The sequence below is a fragment of the Geomonas azotofigens genome (assembly GCF_018919395.1).
In the GTDB taxonomy this organism is placed as follows: Bacteria; Desulfobacterota; Desulfuromonadia; order Geobacterales; family Geobacteraceae; genus Geomonas; species Geomonas azotofigens.
The window spans coordinates 997,227-1,016,020 of the sequence record NZ_JAHLME010000002.1 but is presented as its reverse complement, the minus strand read 5'-3'; the positions used below and the strand labels follow the sequence as shown (position 1 = coordinate 1,016,020).

The 18,794-nt window shown below is 64.1% G+C and carries 23 protein-coding genes; 12 read left to right on the top strand and 11 right to left on the bottom strand.

The features are described 5' to 3' along the window. Positions 1–9: 9 nt before the first annotated feature. The gene (locus tag KOL99_RS09525) at positions 10–252 is read left to right on the top strand and encodes a type II toxin-antitoxin system ParD family antitoxin (protein ID WP_216510210.1); all 243 of its coding nucleotides are present in this window, start codon (positions 10–12) and stop codon (positions 250–252) included. Further along, a complete protein-coding gene (locus tag KOL99_RS09520; protein ID WP_216510209.1) occupies positions 249–551 on the top strand; it encodes a type II toxin-antitoxin system RelE/ParE family toxin in 303 nt (100 codons plus the stop codon). Before KOL99_RS09525 ends, KOL99_RS09520 begins: the two co-directional genes overlap by 4 nt. Before the next feature lie 250 nt (positions 552–801). Here KOL99_RS09520 and KOL99_RS09515 read toward each other — a convergent pair whose 3' ends face one another. From KOL99_RS09515 to KOL99_RS09470, 10 genes are all read right to left on the bottom strand, one after another. Further along, the gene (locus tag KOL99_RS09515; protein WP_216510208.1) at positions 802–1,407 is read right to left on the bottom strand and encodes a transglutaminase-like domain-containing protein; all 606 of its coding nucleotides are present in this window, start codon (positions 1,405–1,407) and stop codon (positions 802–804) included. A gap of 20 nt (positions 1,408–1,427) precedes the next feature. Further along, a complete protein-coding gene (locus KOL99_RS09510) occupies positions 1,428–2,663 on the bottom strand; it encodes an MFS transporter (protein ID WP_216510207.1) in 1,236 nt (411 codons plus the stop codon). 228 nt (positions 2,664–2,891) lie between these two features. Next, positions 2,892–3,365: a nucleoside 2-deoxyribosyltransferase gene (locus KOL99_RS09505; RefSeq protein ID WP_216510206.1), complete on the bottom strand. Its 474-nt coding sequence runs from the start codon at positions 3,363–3,365 to the stop codon at positions 2,892–2,894. A 435-nt stretch (positions 3,366–3,800) separates the two neighbouring features. Beyond that, positions 3,801–4,217 (bottom strand): hypothetical protein, encoded by a 417-nt coding sequence (locus KOL99_RS09500; protein ID WP_216510205.1) that lies wholly within the window; start codon positions 4,215–4,217, stop codon positions 3,801–3,803. Between the two features lie 73 nt (positions 4,218–4,290). Then, complete coding sequence (locus tag KOL99_RS09495; protein ID WP_216510204.1) at positions 4,291–5,055, bottom strand: M23 family metallopeptidase; 765 nt, start codon at positions 5,053–5,055, stop codon at positions 4,291–4,293. A 95-nt stretch (positions 5,056–5,150) separates the two neighbouring features. Further along, complete coding sequence (locus KOL99_RS09490; RefSeq protein WP_216510203.1) at positions 5,151–5,810, bottom strand: hypothetical protein; 660 nt, start codon at positions 5,808–5,810, stop codon at positions 5,151–5,153. An 18-nt stretch (positions 5,811–5,828) separates the two neighbouring features. After that, positions 5,829–6,161 (bottom strand): hypothetical protein, encoded by a 333-nt coding sequence (locus tag KOL99_RS09485; RefSeq protein ID WP_216510202.1) that lies wholly within the window; start codon positions 6,159–6,161, stop codon positions 5,829–5,831. After that, positions 6,158–7,327 carry a DUF819 family protein gene (locus KOL99_RS09480; protein ID WP_216510201.1) on the bottom strand — a complete coding sequence of 390 codons (1,170 nt, stop codon included), beginning with the start codon at positions 7,325–7,327 and terminating at the stop codon, positions 6,158–6,160. The genes KOL99_RS09485 and KOL99_RS09480 overlap by 4 nt, the downstream gene beginning before the upstream one ends. Further along, positions 7,324–8,430, bottom strand: a complete 1,107-nt coding sequence (locus KOL99_RS09475; protein WP_216510200.1) for a dipeptide epimerase — start codon at positions 8,428–8,430, stop codon at positions 7,324–7,326. The genes KOL99_RS09480 and KOL99_RS09475 overlap by 4 nt, the downstream gene beginning before the upstream one ends. 174 nt (positions 8,431–8,604) lie before the next feature. Further along, positions 8,605–9,015: a YbjN domain-containing protein gene (locus tag KOL99_RS09470; protein ID WP_216510199.1), complete on the bottom strand. Its 411-nt coding sequence runs from the start codon at positions 9,013–9,015 to the stop codon at positions 8,605–8,607. A 579-nt stretch (positions 9,016–9,594) separates the two neighbouring features. On the opposite strand from KOL99_RS09470, the gene KOL99_RS09465 reads away from it, so the two are divergent. Continuing rightward, positions 9,595–10,059, top strand: coding sequence for a DoxX family protein (locus tag KOL99_RS09465; RefSeq protein WP_216510198.1), 465 nt, complete (start codon positions 9,595–9,597; stop codon positions 10,057–10,059). Between the two features lie 38 nt (positions 10,060–10,097). On the opposite strand, the gene KOL99_RS09460 is transcribed toward KOL99_RS09465, so the two are convergent. Beyond that, positions 10,098–10,841, bottom strand: a complete 744-nt coding sequence (locus KOL99_RS09460) for a substrate-binding domain-containing protein (RefSeq protein ID WP_216510197.1) — start codon at positions 10,839–10,841, stop codon at positions 10,098–10,100. Between the two features lie 318 nt (positions 10,842–11,159). On the opposite strand from KOL99_RS09460, the gene KOL99_RS09455 reads away from it, so the two are divergent. The 9 genes from KOL99_RS09455 to KOL99_RS09415 all read left to right on the top strand — a co-directional run bounded on the left by KOL99_RS09455 (position 11,160) and on the right by KOL99_RS09415 (position 18,545). Next, positions 11,160–12,077 (top strand): PLP-dependent cysteine synthase family protein, encoded by a 918-nt coding sequence (locus KOL99_RS09455; protein ID WP_216510196.1) that lies wholly within the window; start codon positions 11,160–11,162, stop codon positions 12,075–12,077. A 280-nt stretch (positions 12,078–12,357) separates the two neighbouring features. After that, positions 12,358–12,996: a hypothetical protein gene (locus KOL99_RS09450; RefSeq protein ID WP_216510195.1), complete on the top strand. Its 639-nt coding sequence runs from the start codon at positions 12,358–12,360 to the stop codon at positions 12,994–12,996. 192 nt (positions 12,997–13,188) lie between these two features. After that, positions 13,189–14,067: a L,D-transpeptidase gene (locus KOL99_RS09445; RefSeq protein WP_216510194.1), complete on the top strand. Its 879-nt coding sequence runs from the start codon at positions 13,189–13,191 to the stop codon at positions 14,065–14,067. A gap of 238 nt (positions 14,068–14,305) precedes the next feature. Then, positions 14,306–14,590, top strand: a complete 285-nt coding sequence (locus tag KOL99_RS09440) for a DUF3553 domain-containing protein (RefSeq protein WP_216510193.1) — start codon at positions 14,306–14,308, stop codon at positions 14,588–14,590. Positions 14,591–14,751: 161 nt separating this feature from the next. Further along, positions 14,752–14,976: a hypothetical protein gene (locus KOL99_RS09435; protein WP_216510192.1), complete on the top strand. Its 225-nt coding sequence runs from the start codon at positions 14,752–14,754 to the stop codon at positions 14,974–14,976. 176 nt (positions 14,977–15,152) lie between these two features. After that, positions 15,153–16,022 (top strand): Rossmann-like and DUF2520 domain-containing protein, encoded by an 870-nt coding sequence (locus KOL99_RS09430; RefSeq protein ID WP_216510191.1) that lies wholly within the window; start codon positions 15,153–15,155, stop codon positions 16,020–16,022. Between the two features lie 20 nt (positions 16,023–16,042). Then, positions 16,043–17,134 carry a PAS domain-containing sensor histidine kinase gene (locus tag KOL99_RS09425; protein ID WP_216510190.1) on the top strand — a complete coding sequence of 364 codons (1,092 nt, stop codon included), beginning with the start codon at positions 16,043–16,045 and terminating at the stop codon, positions 17,132–17,134. Then, positions 17,134–17,784: a response regulator gene (locus KOL99_RS09420; RefSeq protein ID WP_216510189.1), complete on the top strand. Its 651-nt coding sequence runs from the start codon at positions 17,134–17,136 to the stop codon at positions 17,782–17,784. The genes KOL99_RS09425 and KOL99_RS09420 overlap by 1 nt, the downstream gene beginning before the upstream one ends. Positions 17,785–17,909: 125 nt before the next feature. Next, entirely contained in the window at positions 17,910–18,545 is a 636-nt protein-coding gene (locus KOL99_RS09415) for a response regulator (protein WP_216510188.1), read from the top strand. Positions 18,546–18,794: the final 249 nt, after the last annotated feature.

The following is an 18,794-nucleotide window of genomic DNA, read 5'->3' as shown; positions in this document are numbered from 1 at the left end:
AGGTGCCCCATGTCAAAAAACACCAGCGTCACTCTCGGCGCACACTACGAAAAATTCATCACGCAGCAAATCGCCAATGGCCGCTTCGGGTCGGCAAGCGAGGCAATCCGAGCCGGGCTTCGGCTTTTAGAAGAGAGAGAAGCCAAACTTTCGTTATTGCGCCGTTCACTTATAGAAGGGGAAGAAAGCGGACCGGCAGATTATTCCCTCAAAGAACTGATCGCCTCAATTGACCAGGAAGGCCTTGATTGAAGCCCCGGTTTACCCTCACGCAGAAGGCCGTTGCCGATCTCACGGAGATTGCGCGGTACACCCAATTAAAATGGGGGCGAGAGCAACGCAACAAGTACTTGGCACTACTGGACTCCTGCTTTCAACAGCTGGCTGCGAATCCTCACAAAGGGAAGGACTGCAGTGATATTCGGAGCGGATACCGCAAGTTCAGTGTCGGCGGTCATGTGATTTTCTATCGCCAACTGTCCGACGGCGTGGAGATTGTCCGCGTGCTGCATAAGCGTATGGACCTCGAAACGCGGATCGCTTCAACGTAACATAAAAGGGGACGGGCTACATTTTTGCCTGTCCCCTTTTCTCCCTTTTATCCTGCTAAAAGAAGGGGCGGCCAGTCATGGCCGCCCCTTCGGGCTTCAAATCTGCAGATGCCGCTACTTCTTGGCGAGGTAGCGGCTCTTCACGTTGTAGCTCACCATCCATTCGGCCATGCTCCGCTTGGGGAGCGTCTTCAGCAGTTCGGCGCTGATGGCGTCGGCATCCGTCTTCTCTTCATCGCGTGCTCCTCTTTCAGAAGGTAATGGTCTCCGAGCCGAAACTCCCCACCAATTCGACGTCGGGAAGGTTCTGGTACACCTCGGAGATGGTTTTGTGCGTGGTGAGGACGCGGGTAACCAGCGGCAGCGGTTCGGGCCAGATCTCGGGAAGGTCGGCTTCCAGACGCTCGCTGATCGAGAAGGCGAGATGCTCGTCGGGGGGCGCGAAACGGGCGTCGATGCCGTGCTTGTTGCCGCGCGGGTCGATCCGGTACCAGCCGTGGTCGGGGAGCCAGACGGCGTTTAGGCCGTGCAGGCAGTAGGGGGGTCCGCCGTCGTGCAGGGACAGGCGCTGGTAGCACAGGCCGGCGGGGATGCCGTTGGCGCGCAGCAGGGCGGCCAGCAGGTGGCTCTTGGCGTAGCAGTAGCCGGTGCCGTGCTCGAGCACGTCGGAGGCGCGGCAGGTAACCGGGCCGAGCTTATGGTCCCAGCTGTGCCTGATCTCGTCCCGGACGAACTCGAAACAGCGTCTGGCGATCTCTGTCTGGTTCCCTCCACCCGCCGTCAAACGCCGTGCCTGTTCAAGTACCGCCGCGTGCCGCCAATCGATGTACTCAGTCGCTTCCAGGTACTGCTTCATGCTCGGTCCTTTCTCATCGGTTATCGTGCCTGTTGCTCCTTCAATTTCAGACTCAACATACTATCACGGTATAGATAAGAGAAAAGTGCGGCCAGGATAAAAGTGACGGCGCCGGCACTGAAAAAGCCGGTGGCGAAGTCGGCGGCCTTGATGACCATGCCCATGGTGGCGGAACTCAGCATCATGCCGAGGTAGATACAGCTGTTGTACAATCCCAGCCCGAGACCTCGCTGCCTGGGGGGCATCACGACCACCACCAGCGCGCTCAGCGCCGTGAAACCGATCCCCATGCCCCCCCCGAGGATGCAGGCGCAGACGAGGAGGGCCGCCATGCCGTGGGCGAGGCCCGCCGCGCCGACGGCGAGCGCGCAGAGCACGAGACCGATGCCGGACATGACGCCCCGGTCGACCCGGTCGCTCAGGTGGCCGAAGGGGATGCGCAAGAGCACGTTCATGAGGGCCTGCGCCGCGAAGATGATGCCGATCTGCCCGACGTTGAGCCCCAGGGCGCGGGCGTGCAGGGGGAGAAAGGAGATGAACATGCCGAAACCGAAGCACCCGCCGAGCGTTCCCAATAGCGCCGCCATGAGCCGGCGGTTCCCGAGGATGCCGGCGGGAAGCTCTTCGGCGTGCTCCTCGTGGGGCTGCTCCCCCCGCGCCGGAAGGAAGAGAAGGACCGCAGCCAGGGCGGTCACGATCAGGCCTCCCGATACGAAGAAGACCTCCCTGATGCCGAGCGCGCGGCCGAACCAGCCGCCGCTGGCCGGACCGAAGGTCATGGCGAGGTAGACGGCCGTGGTGTACCAACTGTAGGCGCGGCCCACGTGCGACCGGGGCACGACCCTCGCCACGGACGACATCATGGTGGGGGTGAAGGCGGAGAGCCCCATGCCGAAGATGAGGTAGACGGCGCCCAAGAAGAGCGGCGTGTAGCAAAAGGGGATCAGGAGCGAGGCGCAGCTCATCAGGGCGAGCCCGGTGATGAGGACGGGCCTGATGCCGATGCGGTCCGAGAGCAACCCGGAGGGGACGGCGAGGATGCCGGCGGAAAGCATGAAGGCCGCGTTGATGAGGCCGATCTGGGCGGTGCCGGCGCCGATGCTGCTGGCCAGAAGCGGCAGCACCGGGATGCGCATGTAGGCTCCCAGGAAGCAGATGAAGCCGATGACGCAGCAGGTGAGCACCTGGATGCTCTGGCGATGGTTGGGGGAGCCGTACTGGCTGGAGAGGTTGGTATCGTGGTCGGTATCGCTCATGGTCCGCCAAGCTAGCCGCAACGATGAGCGCTGTCAATATCTAAAGCACATGCACGAGGTTCGTGCCACGCGTCCACGGTCCCCTCGCCCTTTGGGAGAGGGACAGGGGGAGGGCGTTGCCACGGGCGACATGACAGCGGCGTGCAGAGCGCGCCCCCCTTCGCGGACCAGGCTGCGGCCGGCAGGCCCGCCCGTCGGGAACACGTTCCCAAAGGGGGGAGGGCATTCCTACAGCTCGATCTCCTCGATCCTCCGGAACAGCCGGCCGCCGCTCTCCTCGATGAAGTGGAGTACCTGCAGGTTGAGCGGCACGCCGGGAAAATCGCCGCAGTCCCTGAAGTCGGTGCGCAGGCCGTAGCACCTTTTCCCGATCCCGGCGCCGTAGCCCAACTCCGCCACCGTGCCGCTGTCCGGCTCGGTGCCGTCCAGGACCGCCAGTACCAGGTCGCTCCCCTCGAGTCCCCGCGCGTTGACCGCGCCGGTGAAGCGGGCCGCCTCCCGGACCGCTCTCGCCCGCGCGTCCCCCTCCTCGATGGACATCGCCTGCTCGATCCGCTGCGCCACTTCCTCCTGCTCCCAGGGGTCGAAGACGCTGCACCCGAGGCGGGCGAGGCGCTCCTTGATCCGCTCACGGTACGGGTTGTTCTCCCGGCTGAAGCCCAGGGGGGAGGCAAGGTAGACGGTCGCTCGTTTCTCGGTCATGGCAATCTCCGGGCGCGCCGGCAACGCCGGCGTAACTTCGGGGGGATTAGGTGCAAGGGTGGGGAGAATATAGGTCGAGACGTGGGTGATGTAAATGAAAAAGGGCCCCCGGTAACCATGGTTGCCTTGAGCGCGGTGATGTCGCCGTTGCTGGCGGCGATGGCGTTTTGGAACGTGGTCCAGGCGTTCTGGAAGATGGTGTTGATCGCCTGCTGCACGGTCTGGGCGTCGGGAGGCGCGGGGGCGACCCTCTGGCGCGCAGGCAGTGAAGAATTAGAACAGCAGAGGGGGCACAGCGATGAGAGACAGATGACCGGCTTGAGACAGTGTCGGGAGACCACGGGATGGTGACGTGACTGTGGGAGGGATGCGGCAGCGAGCTGGTGCCGGCGCCCGATTGAGAGGGCGCGTTTCAGGGGGGGGGAGCGGCCGGGGTCAGTGCTTGGACCCGTGGCTTTTGTCGTAGACCCTGGCGCCGCGGATGCGCTGGTCGCCGATCTTGTTCTCCAGGTCGTGCCGCTCGACCTTGTGGTTGACCACGAGCTCCTCGTATCCCATGTAGCCCGCCTTGGCCAGGTCGGCGACGATCTGTACGAACTGTTCCTTGTCCTGCGGGGAGAGCTTGTGGAAGGCGTCGAAGCGGTTGGAGGCGCCCAGGTTGAAGAAGCTGTCGACGGCGCTGAACACGTCCTGGGAGGTGGATATGTTGACCAGGTCGGCATCGGCTGAGGAACTTTCCTCGCTGCCGACAGGCACAGAGGCGGCTGCAGCGGCGCTTTTATCTTTGGCCGATGCCTTGCCGTTGGCGGACTCCAGTATCATCGCCTTGTATGCCGAAAGTGCTGAGATCATCGGGACACCTCCTCTGTGCGCTGTGTCGAGCAGTATTTTACCCGATAGTGAGGAAAAAGTTCCAGAGAAAGTATCACTCAGTCAATTTAGTCTTTAAGAGTGTCCGGTAGGGATTGCTGGCGACGGGGAGGCCGTCGGCGACCGAGAGCACGGTCAGGTGCAGGTGGGTGGGCGATCTCTTCTTGTAGGCGTTGAGGCCGGTCCTGCCGACCTCGGCGATGACGTCGCCGGGACGTACCAGGTCGCCGACCTCCACGTGCAGCGCGCCGTTGTGCGCGTAATAGACCAGCGACTGCGTGGCCGGGTCGAGGATCCAGAGGTAGTTCCCGCCGCGCAGCCGGCTGCCGGGCTGCCACTGTGTTTCCGCGGCGACCACCACGCCGCCGGTCAGCGAGAGCACCTGCACCGGCCGGCCGGTGCGGTCGTCGAGGCCGGTCTGGCTCCGGTCGTGGATGAAGATGTCGTGCGAGGGGTGGCCGCTGTGCCGGTTGCCGGCGAAGTAGTCGTAGCCCCCTTTCTGGTAGCCGTCGCCGCGTCCGCCGATGGCGCGGTAGCCGTACCCCTTGAGCGGGAAGCACCAGCTCTCGACCGGGTAGTCCACGCCCCCCGCCGTGCGGTACTCGCGCGACAACGCCCGGACCAGCCCGGTGAAGCGTTGCCGGGCCTCGGCCTTGCCCACCTCGTTGTCACGGATCCGCGTGTTGAGCGCGTCGAAATCGAGGGCCAGGGCGCGCAGCCTGGTCGTGTCGGCGCCCAGCGCCGGCGGGGAGAGGGGGGCGAGGAGCAAAAGGGCGATGCAGAGGGTGGCCAGGTGCCGGCAAAAAAGAAATAGTCTCATCGATGGTCGGTGCCGCTGTCAGGGAATCCGGGTTATGGTCTGGATGGTGAAGGGGCGGCCAGGAGCAGCCCCGCGAGCGTGCAGCCAGGTTTCATCTACTTCTGCCCCTTGGGGGGCGCCAGCAGGTTCTGGCGCACCTTGTAGGGGTCGAACGCCGGCTCGCCCAGCTCCTTTTGCTCCTCGTTGATCAGCCTGGTGAGGTTCTTCTGCTTGCCCAGGTTCTCCAGCTGGTCCGGCAGCGCCGGCAGGTTTCTGAGCCGCTCGTCCTTGGTGGCGAGCCTCGGCAGTTCCACGATGCCGGCGCCGCGCAGCCTGATCTTGTACTTGCCGCTCAGGACCGGGTCGTACCAGGGGGAGAGCTCGCGGTCGGCGGTCGTTTTCCCGGTGAAGTGGTTCTTGAGGGGGAGCAGCACGCTGGCGTAACCGGGCTTGTAGACCAGGAAGGTGGTGCGGTCCTGCCGGGTGAACGGCTGCGCCAGGATGGTCGTGTAGGAGGGAATGTGGAACTTCCCCTCCCTGTCGGTGAGCGCCTCCTTGATGTTGATCACCGTGGAGGACTGTCCCTTCCCGGCGCCCATCGACCTCTTGTTGTAGATGGCGACCACCACCGCTCCCTCCACCGGTTGCTTGGTGTCTAGGTCGAGCACCCTGCCGTCGAAGGCGGACTCGTGGTAGACCGGCCACATGGCGTGCGAAGCCGTCGCCGTCAGACAGAGCAGGGAAAACACCAAGAGTAGCAGCCTAACCATGTGCATGTGCGAACCTCATCGTGCTCACTGGAGCAGCATGAATGCGAGCCATCCCGCGCCGAGGAGAACCGGCGGGCACAGCACGTCGGGAACCAGGTCCAGCCAGTAGCGCCCGGTGCTGGCGTACTGTTGCCGCTGCCTGGTGAACAGCGCGAGCAGCAGCGCCGCGACCCAGAGCAGGAAGAACAGCATCAGGGTGAGTCCCACGATGCTGTTCCAGAACGCGAACCGTTCCAGGTCGCCCAGCCCGCTCTTGTTCATGGCGGCCTCGGCCTGCCAGGCGGCCGCGAGCGACACCGCGGCGCAGAGGAGTTCCGCTCCGGACAGGAGCAGTTTCAGGCGCCGCAGACTTATCATGGCGCTACCAGCCGGCAAAGTTGCGCCGCCAGGATGCCGAGCCAGGTCCCCACGATGTTGCCCAGGATGGCCAGCAAAAGCCCCACCGAGGCGAGGCCGGGATGGTACACCTCGGCCACGACCGGCGCCGAGGCGACGCCCCCCACGTTGGCCTGGCTCGCGGCCGCCACCAGGAACATGGGCGCCTTCAAAAGCCGCGCCCCCACCAGCAGGAAGACGGCGTGGATCGCCACGATCAAAAGCCCGGCCGCGATGAGCACGAGCGCCGAGCCGATGCTGGCCACCGAGGCCTTGGCCCCGATGGCGGTCAGCACGAAATAGAGGAGGTCGTACCCGGTGCGGGAGGCCCCGGCCCGTTCCAGTTTGCGTACCGGCGAGAAGGAGAGCAGGATCCCGAGCACGGTGACCAGCATGATGGTCCAGGTGTAGCGCGTGATCACGTCCTGGACCTGCGGCAACTGCCCGGCCACGAGGTGCGACAGCACACCGCCGGCGAGCGCGATGGCAAGCGAGGCGGCGATGCCGCCGAGCGTCCTGCGCCCACCCTTGCTGGCCAGGTGCTGCACCGCCTGCTCCCCCAGGTGCTCCAGCACGCCGCGTTCGGAGCGGTTCCAGCGATCGAAGGCGGGCTGCAGCCCCACGATGGCGATCATGAATCCCATCCAGAGGTAGGGGACCACGGTGTCCACGATGACCATCGGGGCGAAGACCGCGTCGGGGATGGCGAGCGCCTCCTTCACCGCGATCATGTTGGCGCTCCCCCCGGTCCACGACCCGGACAGGGCGCCGAAGCCGGACCAGAACTGGGGCCCGATCACCGGCCGGAACAGGGCAAAGGAGGCCGCCGCCCCCACGATGATGCCGGCGGCGCCGATGAAGAACATGGCCAGCGCGGTCGGCCCGAGCCTCAGGATCGCCCGCACGTCCACCGGCAGCAATAACAGCACCAGGCTCGCCGGCAACAGCCAGGTCCGGATCAGGCCGTAGACCGGGCTCTCGGTGGAGATGACGCCGAAGGTCGCCGCCAGCATGGGGAGGAAGTAGATCCAGAACACCGCGGGGAGGAGGTCGAAGTAGCGCGCGGTCCGCTCGTGGCGCGACAGCCACAGCACCAGGGCCTCGACCGAGAGCAGGAAGAGGACGATGAGCAGCGGGTGGGTGATCATGGCAGTTCCGGCGCCACCCCGATGCCGCTTCCCGCCCGGGTCAGGTCGAACCTGCCGCTGTCATCGAGGTACGGCGAGCGGGCCAGTTCCCCCTTGAGGAAGAAGGTGGTATCGAGGTCGATGAAGTCGAAGCAGCCAAGGCCGGCGGCGAAGTGGGCCGAGGCGGTGATGGCCAGCGCGCTTTCCATCATGGCCCCCAGCATGAGCCGCTTGCCGTTGGCGGCGGCGAGCCGTGCGATCTCGGCCCCCTCGAGGATGCCGCTTTTCATGAACTTGATGTTGATGGCGCTGACCGCGTTGCTTTCGACGGCGCGCCGGGCCGCGGCGAAGGAGCCGACGCTCTCGTCGGCGCAGACCAGGGTGCCGCTTCCCTCCAGCGCGGCGGTGATCGCGGTGAGTCCCTCCCAGTCCTGTTTCGGGACCGGCTGCTCCAGGAGGAGCGGGCGCGCCTCCTTGGCGTCGAGCCGGTCCAGGAAGGCGAGCATCCGGTCGGCGCTGAAGCCCATGTTGGCGTCGAGGATCAGCTCGCACCCCGGCGCCATTTCCCGCACCGCCAGGATGCGCCGCAGGTCCTCCTCCTCGTCTTTTCCGATCTTGATCTTGAAGGCGCTGAAGCCGCGCTCCGCGTATTGCCGCGCCGTGGCGCGGGCCTCCTCGACGGTGCCGATCACCACCGTGATGTCGGTCCTGAAGGTGAGCCGCGGCTGCCCGGCGACCGGGGTGAACAGCTGGTAGAAGGGGATCCCCCGCACCCGGGAGCAGAGATCGAGCAGCGCCATCTCAAGCGCGGCCAGTCCGGCGTGGTTGCCGGCGAAGGCCGGGGCGAACTCGCGGCAGACGGCGGCGGGGTCCGTGATCCTGCGCCCGCGCAGCGCCGATGCCGCGCTTTGCAGGTTCTCAAGGGTCTCGGCCACGGTCTCGCCGGTTATGTGCGTCGCGACGGCCGCCTCTCCATAGCCGCAGGCGCCGTCGCTGGCGCGCAGCCTGATGAAGACGTTCTCCAGCTCGTCGTGCTGACCGGTGGAGATGCGAAACGGCGTCACCAGCGGCGCCCGGATGATGGCGGCCAGCGCATCGTCGATTACAAAAGAGACCTTCTCCATATCAATGTTCCTCCGGGGGCGGTCGGTTTCCTATCGAAGCTCGTGGTAGTGCGGAACATAAAAACAAGATAAGCACGGCAATTGACAATGGACGACTGACCATTGACGACGAAAGCCGCCCCCGATACCGCCCCCCCGAGGAGGGGGAAGGCGGTATCGGGGGCGGATCGTGATTTACTGCAGAGCCTTCAGGATGCGCGGGTGCTCTTCCTTCATGGCGCGGAAGATGAGGGCCACCATGTCGACGATGACTTCGCTGGAGAAGTTGTCATGGAAGGGAACCACCACCTGGATAGAGAGGGCGTTCCCGGTTTCCACGAACTTCACCATGGTGTACTCGGCATTGAGCGTGTTGATCATCTCGAGCAGCGCCGGTTTCTTCTCCGGCGGGAACGCGAAATACTTGTAGCAGATAAGGGTAACATACCTGTCGCTGTCGTTGAAGAGCGTCATGAGAGAAACAGGACCCACTTCTTCGAGATTCTCGTGAATCACGTACAGGGTGTTGTCCTCGTGGCGGTTCGTCTCGAGGGTGATGTTCTGCCCCTTCAGGTATTGCTCAAACGCGGAAGCGTTTTGTGCCATTCGTTCCCTCCCATTGCCGTGGTTCGGTCGATGGCGGAAAATATATGTGAATATTTATGACATGTAAATTAAAAAGAGCCGGTAAAAGAGCGTTTACCGGCGATTGGAACGGAGTTGGGAGGCGGGGCGTCGCGTCAGCCCCCCAGCAGGCGCGTGGTCAGCTGGAGCAGCTGTTCCGGGCGGAAACAACGCGAGGGGAGTTTTCTGTTTGCGCGACGCCTGGTACTGTGTTTGGGAGTCGCTCATCATGCTGCTCACTGTGTTCGCGGTCGATTTGATCTGGAAAAGCGCCAAACGTATATCACCCTGCATAGGAATTTCTAGTGTGCATGGTGACTATAAAATGTACATTTGAGGCTTTCAATGGCCAACGCACTTGATATTGGTCCTTCACTGGTGGATGAGGTTGGCTTTATGAGTAAGGCTGCGTAACATAGCCTGTTTCTGCGTTTGATCCCGTGCGGCAGGCGATCATGTGAGAGGCGGTGCCGGGACGACGCAGGGGGGGGCGGTCGACTTGCGGGTTGCGGTGATAATGGTATCGTTGACGGTCTTTAACTGTGCCAGACGGGAGGCGTTATGTGGGCGAGAGTGTTGGCAACGGAGAATACGGCGAGCCTGGCGGTCCTGAGACTGTTCCTCGCGCTGGTGATGTTCCCTCACGGCGCGCAGAAGGTGCTGGGGTGGTTCGGCGGTGCCGGGTTTTCCGGCACCATGGACATGTTCACCAAGATGATGGGGATCCCCTACATCTTCGGCCTGATGGCGGTGCTGACCGAGTTCGTCGGGCCGCTGCTGCTCGTCGCCGGGCTCGCGACCAGGGTGGCGGCCCTGGTGCTGGCGGGCGAGATGGTGGTGGCCGCGGTGCTGGTGCACCTGCACAACGGGTTCTTCATGAACTGGACCGGCAAGCAGGCCGGAGAAGGGTTCGAGTACCACATCCTGGTGGTGGGGATGGCGCTGGCGCTTTTGATAGGCGGGGGCGGGAGCTGGTCCGCGGACCGCGCTCTTTCGCGTCGGCGTGAAGGTGAGCCGTTACGGTAACGGCCGGGAGTGCGGGGAGGGCCGCCCGGGTGGGAAGGCTACTGCAGGAAGCCGTACTCGGTCTTGTAGAAGTCGATGACCGATTTCACCTTGGCGCTCGGGTTCCCCCTGGTGATGGCGTAGATCGGGCTGGCGATGGCGATGGTGTCGATGGAGCGGGTGGCGGCGGTGGTCATCTCGTGGGAGACCACGCCGACGCTTCCCGACAGCCGGGCCACGGTTTCAGCGATGTTGCGGTACGTGGTGGCTGGTTGCCTGGCGGCGGTGACCGCCTCCCCGTCCAGCGCGATGCGGGTGAACTGGACGTTTTGCGCCTCCGTTTCCTTCCCCCAGATCACGGTCACGGCGAGGTCTTTGCCCCCCACCTCTTTCCAGTTGCGGATCTTGCCGGTGAAAATTCCCTTGAGCTGCTCCTTGGAGAGGCGGTAGACCTCGCTGTCGCGGTTGGCGATCACCACGAGCTCGTTGTCGCCGACCTGGGTCGAGACGAACCTGGCAGCGTCTATGACGACCCCATCCCTGGCCGCGCCGGCGACGATGTCCTCCAGCGGGTGCGCGCCCGCCGCTATGTCCACCTTCCCCTCGTTCAGGGCGATGAGCCCCTTTACCGCCGACGACTGCACTATGGTGAGGTAGTCGCCGTGTGTCTTTTCGTATCTTTTCTGGATCGGCAGGAAGACCGTATTGATCGCCGTGCCGCCCCCCTCGATTTTTATCTCATCGGCAAAAGCCGGCATACACAAAACGACGCACAAAATCGTCGCTACAACAATCCGCTTCATTCCGCCCCCAAGTCTAACTCAGTTCGAGGAATATAGGGTATTGTTTACGGAATGTAAAACACAAAAACGAGCCGGCTAGTCCATCACGACTTTCGCTTGGATTTCGTCCTGGGGGGAGGGGAACGGCACCGCATCCGGACGCCAGACCGCGAAGCGCAAATAGGAGTCGCCGCTTTTCCCCATGGGCTGCGCCCGCCGGAGCTGGCGACTGGATGAAGATGCCGAAATAATCGGTTGTTGATTGAAGAGCTGCCGTGCTATGCTGCCCATCCGGCAAACCGGTATAGATTGATACGCTGATTGAAAGCGAGGCGCACATTGAAAGGGCAAAGCTTGATAGAATCCATCGGCTCGACGCCGCTCATCGAGATCGACTCACTCTGTGACAACCCGGCCGTGAGGATCATGGCCAAGCTGGAGGGGAATAACCCCGGCGGCTCGGTGAAGGACCGCCCGGCCCGCCACATGATCCTGGCCGCCGAGAGGAGCGGGGAGCTGACGGTGGACAAGGTGATCCTGGAGCCCACCTCGGGCAACACCGGCATCGCGCTGGCCATGATCGCCGCCGCCAGGGGGTACCGCATCAAGCTGGTGATGCCGGCCTGCGTCAGCATGGAGCGCCGCAGCGTGCTGGAGGCCTACGGCGCCGAGATCGTTCTCTCCCCCGGATGCGAGGCGACCGACGGCGCCATCCGGCTGGCCCACAAGATCTTCGAGGAGCATCCCGGGAAGTACTACATGCCCAACCAGTACGCCAACCCCAACAACGTGCTGGCCCATTACGAGACCACGGGGCCCGAGATCTGGCGACAGACCGGCGGCGGCGTGACGCACATGGTCGCGGGCATGGGGACGGGCGGAACCCTCATGGGGCTGTCGCGGTACTTCCGCGAGACCGCGCCTAAGGTCCAGGTGGTGGGGGTCGAGCCGGTGCTGGGGCACAAGATCCAGGGGCTCAAGAACATGCAGGAGGCCATCGTCCCCCCGATCTACGATCCCAACGCCTACCACAGAAAGCTGGTGGTGGAGGACGACGATGCCTTCGAGACCGCGAGGCTCCTCGCCGCGCGGCACGGCATCTTCTGCGGCATGTCCGGCGGGGCCGCCGTTTTCGGAGCGCTGAAACTGGCCAAGGAGCTGGAATCCGGCACCATCGTGGTCATCCTCCCCGACCGCGGCGACCGCTACCTGAGCACCAACCTCTTCAAATCGATGTGCGCGCAGTGCCCGCCGTAACAGCAGCATAGTCCGACCCCGAAACGACAAAGCCCCGCGACGTTCACTGTCGGCGGGGCTTTTTTTTTGAGCCGCTCTGGCTTTCTCCCCTCGCCCTCCGGGAGAGGGGCGGGGGTGAGGGCGCTGCGATGAGCGATGCGCCCCTTCGAGGCAAGGCCCTCATTGCCCTTCGGGGACCTGCTCCCGGAGGGAAAAGGGGGGCGCGTGGTAAAGTGTTCAAGCCGGTGTCCGGTTCTTCCGATACGCATGGTATGGCTCAAAACAGTAAGGAGGATAAGGTATGGAAATTTCGACCGCGCGTAATGCGACCGCTCTTCCCCTTGCCGCCACACCGAAGGCAAGCGCCTCCACCTCAGCCACCACGAACCCGGTCCAGCCGGGCAAGGACCAGGTAACGGTCTCGGACGAGGCGCTGGCATCGTCAAGACAAACGAAGGCGGACTCCTCCGCCGCATCGGACACCACGCTGCGCATGCTGGGAGGCCTGCTGAACCAGGTGACCGGCAGCAGCGTGCAGCAGCTGAGCTACCAGGAGACGGACCTTGCCGCCCAGTCAGCGTCCCTGTCGTACAGCGGGACCATAGCCACCAGGGACGGCAAGGAGGTGGGCTTCGACCTCCAGCTCCAGTACGACCACGTCTCCATGCAACAGCAGTCGGCCACCTTCCAGGCCGGCGCGGACGGCCTTTCCCTGAGCTACCAGGGGGACGCGGCCGAACTCACCAGCAGGAGCTTCAGTTTCTCCCTGACGGCCAGCGCCCAAGGCGACGTGGTGACCGGAAAAGGGGTCTTCCACCTGAACGACGAAGTGAGCCGGATCGCCAAGGAGATGAAGCCGGCGGTGAAGGAATTCATGGCGGCAACGGGCGCGCACGGCGGCTGGGGCCAGGTGAACCGCCTGCTCCGCTCGACCGTCTGACGACTCGGCGGATCTACGAAAGCGACGAAAGCCCCCGGCCCAGGCCGCGGGGCTTTTTCGTTCGATTAGGGGGGAAGCTGCCCGCGCCTGATGAGTCGGCGCTCCCTTTTACTTTCATGAGGGGGTCTGTTACAATGAAGACGTCTCCAGCCGGCGGCCAGCCGCTTCACTGGCCAAGGAACGAGGCGCGCGATGAAACCCCTGATGCGCATACTCTGCACCCTGCTGACTCTCCTCTTCATCACCAGCCTCCCCTGTTCCGCGGCCGACAAGATCCGATCCCTGTGCGAGATCCACTATCCCACCGATTACCTGTACGAGTGGGACTGCGTCAAGGTAACCAGCAAGGACTCCCCCTACAAGATCTTCGGCAAGCAGTGGCGCGACGGCCTGCGCTTCAACCGCATGGACCGGCGCCATTTCCTGGCCGGGATGTCGGTCAAGGTCCCCAAGCACATGGAGGACATCAAGGAGTTCAACCCGATGCCCCCCCTGTACTACGAGGCCGAGAAGGAGCCGCAGTTGATCCTCATCGACCAGAACGAGATGTTCCTGGGAGCCTACGAGTTCGGCACCCTGGTCTTTTCGGCCCCGGTCGCGGTCGGGGTGGAGGAGTACCGCCTCAAGAACGGCAGCTACCGGGTGGATTCCGTCGATCCGGTGCACGAGTCGAGCCTCTTCCCGGTGGAGGGGACGGACCGCCCCTACCCGATGCATTACGGGCTGCGCTTCTACGTGGACAAGAAGGACGACGGCTGGACCTCCTATTGGATCCACGGCCGCGACCTCCCCGGCTATCCCGCCTCCCACGGCTGCATCGGGCTCACGGACGAGGAAATGCAGCTTGCCTATTACGGGGAGCCTGCCAAGCCCCTGCTCATGGACGCGAAGACGCTCTACCGCTGGGCGGTCGGCTCGCGAGACACCGGCAGGCCGCAGAGGTTGCGCGGACCCGCTGTCATCATCATGGGTGAGCCGCAGGTGCCGCCCGACCAGCTGAGGCCGCTTGCCGAACCGGCGGCTGCGCCTCCTGCCCAGGTTGGTCCGTCGGGGCGGGCGCCGGGACCGTAACGCTTCTGCCGGAAAAATTGCCGTCCCGCTGTCCATTTCCCGTTTCCGGTGTATATTCTCATGGTGCCCAGGTTCCGGGGCGTCGCTCCCTGCAGCAGCAGTCGTCACATCTCTTGTTCAGTTGATCTGTCTTTCCAACAATCGATTCAAGTTCGCAGCCAGCAGCCTCGACCTTTCCGGCCGAGCGTGTCGACGCGTCCGCCCTGGACCGAAAAACGTCACCAGCGAGGGTAAAGAAATGATCGTCAAACGCGGCAGCGTGGTGAGTCATGCGATGGCGCAGCAATGGGGTACCGGCAAGGTGGTCGAGGTCGACGACATCAGGGCCACCATCCGCTTCAGCGACGGCACGGTCAGGAAAATCATCTCCTCGCACTTCAACGACCTCCATCCCGCCGACCCGGCCAGTTACCATCCCCCGGTGAAGGCGCCAAAGGGGAGGGGGAAGGGGCGCACGGTGGTCCCCCGCGCCAAGACAACCCGCGCGAAGAAGGGGGCGGCCGGGGCGACCGCGCCGCAGTGACAGGGGGGGGCGGCGATCAGCGGCAGGTGCGCCGGTCTTGACACTCGCCGGGCAACGGCCGCGCGGCGAGGCGCATAATTGTCACTTGCCACGCGGGGAAATGCCGTCATAATCTCTCTCATGAGATCAGCGACCGCAGTTGCCGCGGGAGGAGGAGAGCCATGAGATGCCCGGTATGTAAGAACCATGCGCAGGTCGACACCAACCTACATTCGGAGGGTTTCAAGGAGGGGATCACGGAATGCAGCGTCTGCGGGACGATCTGGTCCGCCAATCACGGCGTCGTCGAGATTGTCAGGGATCCCCAGGCGGAGTCGTTTCTCCAGGCGGAAAGCGAGTGCGTCGAGGGGGACGATTACAGCCTGAACATGGACGGCAAGCCCTAAGCGCCGCTGCCCGCCCCAGCCGCCAAGATCCCCCTCGTTGCCGAGGGGGATCTTCTTTTTGAGCCGCGTTTTTCTCATCCTTTTCGAAACCGAGCATCTTCCCGCCGCCGGTACCGTTGACACCCCCGTTTGATTTAGCGTAACCTGAGCGGGTTTGCCGACCCAGGGGGAGCGTGATGAAAACCTTCAGTATCATTGGCTGCGGCGCCGTGGGCAAGACCGTCGGGCGCCTGCTGCATGAAGCGGGCGCCGCGGCGCTCAGGGACATCCTGACCCGTTCGCTCTCCAGCGCGCGGGCCGCCGCCGATTTCATCGGGGCGGGGCGTCCCGTCGCCGAATTCGGCGGGCTCGAGCGCGTCGACCTGTACCTCGTCGCCTGCCCCGATGACGCCATTGCCGCCAGCGTCGGGGAGCTTTGCCGCGCCGGCCTCGTGGACCGGGGCACCACGGTGTGTCATCTAAGCGGCGCGCTGGCGAGCGACGTGCTGGAACCCGCGGCGGCCCTGGGGGCGCGGGTGGCGAGCGTTCATCCGGTGAAAAGCTTCGCCGACCCCGCCGTCTGTGTCGGTGATTTCGCCGGGACCTGGTGCGGCATCGAGGGAGACCCGGGGGCGCGCGAACTCCTCGCGGAGCTGTTCGGCGCCATCGGCGGGAAGATCTTCGAGATAGACCCCCGTTTCAAGACCGTCTACCACGCCGGTTCCGTGCTGGTCTGCAACTACCTCACCGCGCTCATGGAGGCGGGGCTCCGCGCTTACCAGAAGGGGGGCGTGCCGCGCGAGACCGCGCTGCTGGTCATGGAGCCGCTGGTGCGCGGCACGGTGGACAACATCTTTCGCGCCGGCACGGCCCGCGCCTTGACCGGCCCCATCGCCCGGGGCGATGCCGGCGTCGTGGGGCGGCAACTGGACGCCCTGGAGAGCTTCGACGCCGAGCTGGCGCTCATCTACCGCGCCCTCGGCCACGTGGCGCTGCAGCTGTCTCGCCAGAAGGGCCAGGCGCAGGCGCCCGGGCTGGCGGCGATAGAGGAGCTACTGGCCACGTGAAGCACAGGAGCGGTGTAAGCATGTCACAGCCATCAACGGACCAGCCCGATAAAACGCAGGAACTCCTTGATGCCGTGGTGAACGGCACCCCCGATCTCATCTACGCGAAAGACCTCGAGGGGCGCTACCTGCTCATCAACCGCCAGGCGGCCACGTGGTACGGCAAGCCGGCGGAGGAGATCCTGGGGCTTGACGACAGCGACCTCTTCCCCGACGAGGTGGTCCAGGTGCTGCGCGAAAACGACCACATGGTGATGGCGTCGGCGGCGAGCTCCAACATGCAGGAGCAGGTTGTCGATCGGCAGGGGAGGCCATGCGTCTTTCTTTCCACCAAGGGGCCGCTCTTCGACGCCAGCGGCAGGGTCAGCGGCATCTTCAGCATCTCCCGCGACATCACCGAACAGGTGCAGGCGCAGGAACTGCTGCTTGCCAACCAGGAGCAACTGAGGGGGCTGGCGATCGAGCTATCGCTGGCGGAGGAGCGGGAGCGGCGCAGGATCGCCGCGGAACTGCACGACGAGATCGGGCAGAACCTGGCCCTGGCCAAGCTGAAATTGAGCGACTGCCGGCAGGATTTCAAGCTCTCCGCCGGTGTGACCCGGACGGTCAGGGAGCTTGAGCTTCTGCTCGAGCGGACCATCCAGGAAGTCCGCAGCCTCACCTTCCAGATCAGCCCGCCGCTGCTCTACGAGGTGGGGCTGGAGGCGGCGCTTGACTGGCTGGCTGAGCAGTTCGAGGCCAAGCACAAGCTGCAGGTGAGCTTTCGCAGCGACCTGCATGGACAGCTGAACGAGGAACTGGGGGCGACCCTCTACCACGTAGTGCGCGAACTCCTGGTGAACGTGGTCAAGCACGCCCAGGCGCACAAGGTCGCCATTGCCATCCGGGATGACGGCAACCGCCTGGAGCTGAAGGTCGCCGATGACGGCAAAGGCTTTCCAGAGCAGATTGAGGGAGACCGGCCGATGTCAGGTTTTGGCCTGTTCAACATCCGGCAGCGGGTGCAGCATCTCGGGGGGCAGCTGGAGCTCCGTTCCGGTCCCGGCGGCACCGAGGTGACGGTCGGCGTCCCCTTGCCGGATCCTGACGAGAACAACAAAGGGAGTTGGTGATGATACGCGTGATGATAGTCGACGACCACAGCATAGTCAGGGAGGGGATTCGCATCCTGCTGGAGAAGTTCCCGGACATCACGGTGGTCGCCGACGCCGATAACGGCAGATCGGCGCTGGAGGCAGCCGCGAAGGTCTCCCCCGGCGTCATCGTGATGGACACCAGCATGCCCGGCATGAACGGCATCGAGGCGACCCAGCGGCTCGGCGTGGAATGCCCGTCGGCGCGGGTACTGATCCTCTCCATGTACAAGGACAAGCGTTTCGTCGCCCAGGCCTTCAGGGCCGGGGCACGCGGCTACCTGCTCAAGGACTGCACCTCGGCCGAACTGGTGCATGCGGTGCGGGCCGTGGCGGCGGGCGAGATCTACGTCTGCTCGGGGATCATCGGCGTGGTCATCGACGACTACATAAAGAGGATCCCGGACTCCTTCAACCAGGGTGAGGCTGCGCTGACCCCGCGGGAAAGGGAGGTGCTGCAGCTGATCGCGGAGGGGAACAACGCCAAGAGCATCGCCTTCCTGCTCAAGATCAACGTCAAGACCGTGGACACCCATCGGCAGCAGATCATGAAGAAGCTGAAACTGCACTCCATCGCCGAACTGACCAAGTTCGCCATCCGGGAGGGGGTTACCAGCCTGGATAATTAATTAGATCAGGAAAATATCCGTTTCGTATCATATAAACCCTGATATCGAGACCCGTGTCTAATTTGTTAGAGTTGCCTCTCATTTGCGGACTTGAACTCGCGCGAAGCAGCAACTAACAGGACACGATGCGGACCACCAAAATCCTCCTTGCCGACGACCACGCGTTGATCCGCGAATGCCTGATCGCGATGCTTGAAAAAGCACCGGGCCTCGAAGTCGTGGCCCAGGCCGCCAGCGGGATGGAGGCCGTGCGCCTCACCTATGAACTGCGGCCCGATCTCATCCTCATGGACCTGATGATGCCCGACGGCAACGGCATCGAGGCGAGCCGCTGCATCCTGAGCGCCTTCCCCGACATGAAGGTGCTGGTTCTCTCGATGTACGGCGACGCGCGCTCGGTGCGCCAGGCGATGGACGCCGGGGTCAAGGGGTTCCTGGTGAAGAGCTGCCCGGCGGACGAGATCATCAACGCCATCAGCATCGTTTCGGACAACGGCTTCTACCTCAGCTCTCACCTCCAGGGGGTCCTGGACCACGAACTCCAGTCCGCTGCCGGGAAGTTGCCGCTCACTTCCCGCGAGGAGGAGGTGCTGGTGCTGATGGCCGAAGGAAAGACTTCCCGGGAGATCGCGACCCAGCTCAAGATCAGTCCCAAGACGGTGGAAACCCACCGCATGCACCTCATGAAAAAGCTGAACCTCACCAACATCGCCAGCCTCACCAAGTTCGCCATCAGGGAAGGGCTGCTCTCCCTCGATTGACCCCTGGGCCGCCCCCCTCGCCACCCGCTTCACCCCCTTTGTCAGTTCCCTTTTACCCTGTTGCGTCCTCCGCCCTTGCCCTTTTTCCTCTCCCTGTGGCCACGTGCGCCCGAGCAGTCGTGCAGTCGTCTCGGCCAAAAATCCGCCTAAAACAGGCGTTTTTCTGATTCACCGCGCGCCCCGGTTGTCGATGAATGAGGAGACCGTACGCGATGGGCCGCCACAGGCCGTCGCGCGCAGCGATAACCC

What these genes read in the sequence shown, in the direction of transcription:
- KOL99_RS09525 (WP_216510210.1), top strand. Translation starts at nt 10, where the DNA reads ATGTCAAAAAACACCAGCGTCACTCTCGGCGCACACTACGAAAAATTC.
- KOL99_RS09515 (WP_216510208.1), bottom strand. Translation starts at nt 1,407, where the DNA reads ATGAAGCAGTACCTGGAAGCGACTGAGTACATCGATTGGCGGCACGCG.
- KOL99_RS09510 (WP_216510207.1), bottom strand. Translation starts at nt 2,663, where the DNA reads ATGAGCGATACCGACCACGATACCAACCTCTCCAGCCAGTACGGCTCC.
- KOL99_RS09505 (WP_216510206.1), bottom strand. Translation starts at nt 3,365, where the DNA reads ATGACCGAGAAACGAGCGACCGTCTACCTTGCCTCCCCCCTGGGCTTC.
- KOL99_RS09500 (WP_216510205.1), bottom strand. Translation starts at nt 4,217, where the DNA reads ATGATCTCAGCACTTTCGGCATACAAGGCGATGATACTGGAGTCCGCC.
- KOL99_RS09495 (WP_216510204.1), bottom strand. Translation starts at nt 5,055, where the DNA reads ATGAGACTATTTCTTTTTTGCCGGCACCTGGCCACCCTCTGCATCGCC.
- KOL99_RS09490 (WP_216510203.1), bottom strand. Translation starts at nt 5,810, where the DNA reads ATGCACATGGTTAGGCTGCTACTCTTGGTGTTTTCCCTGCTCTGTCTG.
- KOL99_RS09485 (WP_216510202.1), bottom strand. Translation starts at nt 6,161, where the DNA reads ATGATAAGTCTGCGGCGCCTGAAACTGCTCCTGTCCGGAGCGGAACTC.
- KOL99_RS09480 (WP_216510201.1), bottom strand. Translation starts at nt 7,327, where the DNA reads ATGATCACCCACCCGCTGCTCATCGTCCTCTTCCTGCTCTCGGTCGAG.
- KOL99_RS09475 (WP_216510200.1), bottom strand. Translation starts at nt 8,430, where the DNA reads ATGGAGAAGGTCTCTTTTGTAATCGACGATGCGCTGGCCGCCATCATC.
- KOL99_RS09470 (WP_216510199.1), bottom strand. Translation starts at nt 9,015, where the DNA reads ATGGCACAAAACGCTTCCGCGTTTGAGCAATACCTGAAGGGGCAGAAC.
- KOL99_RS09465 (WP_216510198.1), top strand. Translation starts at nt 9,595, where the DNA reads ATGTGGGCGAGAGTGTTGGCAACGGAGAATACGGCGAGCCTGGCGGTC.
- KOL99_RS09460 (WP_216510197.1), bottom strand. Translation starts at nt 10,841, where the DNA reads ATGAAGCGGATTGTTGTAGCGACGATTTTGTGCGTCGTTTTGTGTATG.
- KOL99_RS09450 (WP_216510195.1), top strand. Translation starts at nt 12,358, where the DNA reads ATGGAAATTTCGACCGCGCGTAATGCGACCGCTCTTCCCCTTGCCGCC.
- KOL99_RS09445 (WP_216510194.1), top strand. Translation starts at nt 13,189, where the DNA reads ATGAAACCCCTGATGCGCATACTCTGCACCCTGCTGACTCTCCTCTTC.
- KOL99_RS09440 (WP_216510193.1), top strand. Translation starts at nt 14,306, where the DNA reads ATGATCGTCAAACGCGGCAGCGTGGTGAGTCATGCGATGGCGCAGCAA.
- KOL99_RS09435 (WP_216510192.1), top strand. Translation starts at nt 14,752, where the DNA reads ATGAGATGCCCGGTATGTAAGAACCATGCGCAGGTCGACACCAACCTA.
- KOL99_RS09430 (WP_216510191.1), top strand. Translation starts at nt 15,153, where the DNA reads ATGAAAACCTTCAGTATCATTGGCTGCGGCGCCGTGGGCAAGACCGTC.
- KOL99_RS09425 (WP_216510190.1), top strand. Translation starts at nt 16,043, where the DNA reads ATGTCACAGCCATCAACGGACCAGCCCGATAAAACGCAGGAACTCCTT.
- KOL99_RS09420 (WP_216510189.1), top strand. Translation starts at nt 17,134, where the DNA reads ATGATACGCGTGATGATAGTCGACGACCACAGCATAGTCAGGGAGGGG.
- KOL99_RS09415 (WP_216510188.1), top strand. Translation starts at nt 17,910, where the DNA reads ATGCGGACCACCAAAATCCTCCTTGCCGACGACCACGCGTTGATCCGC.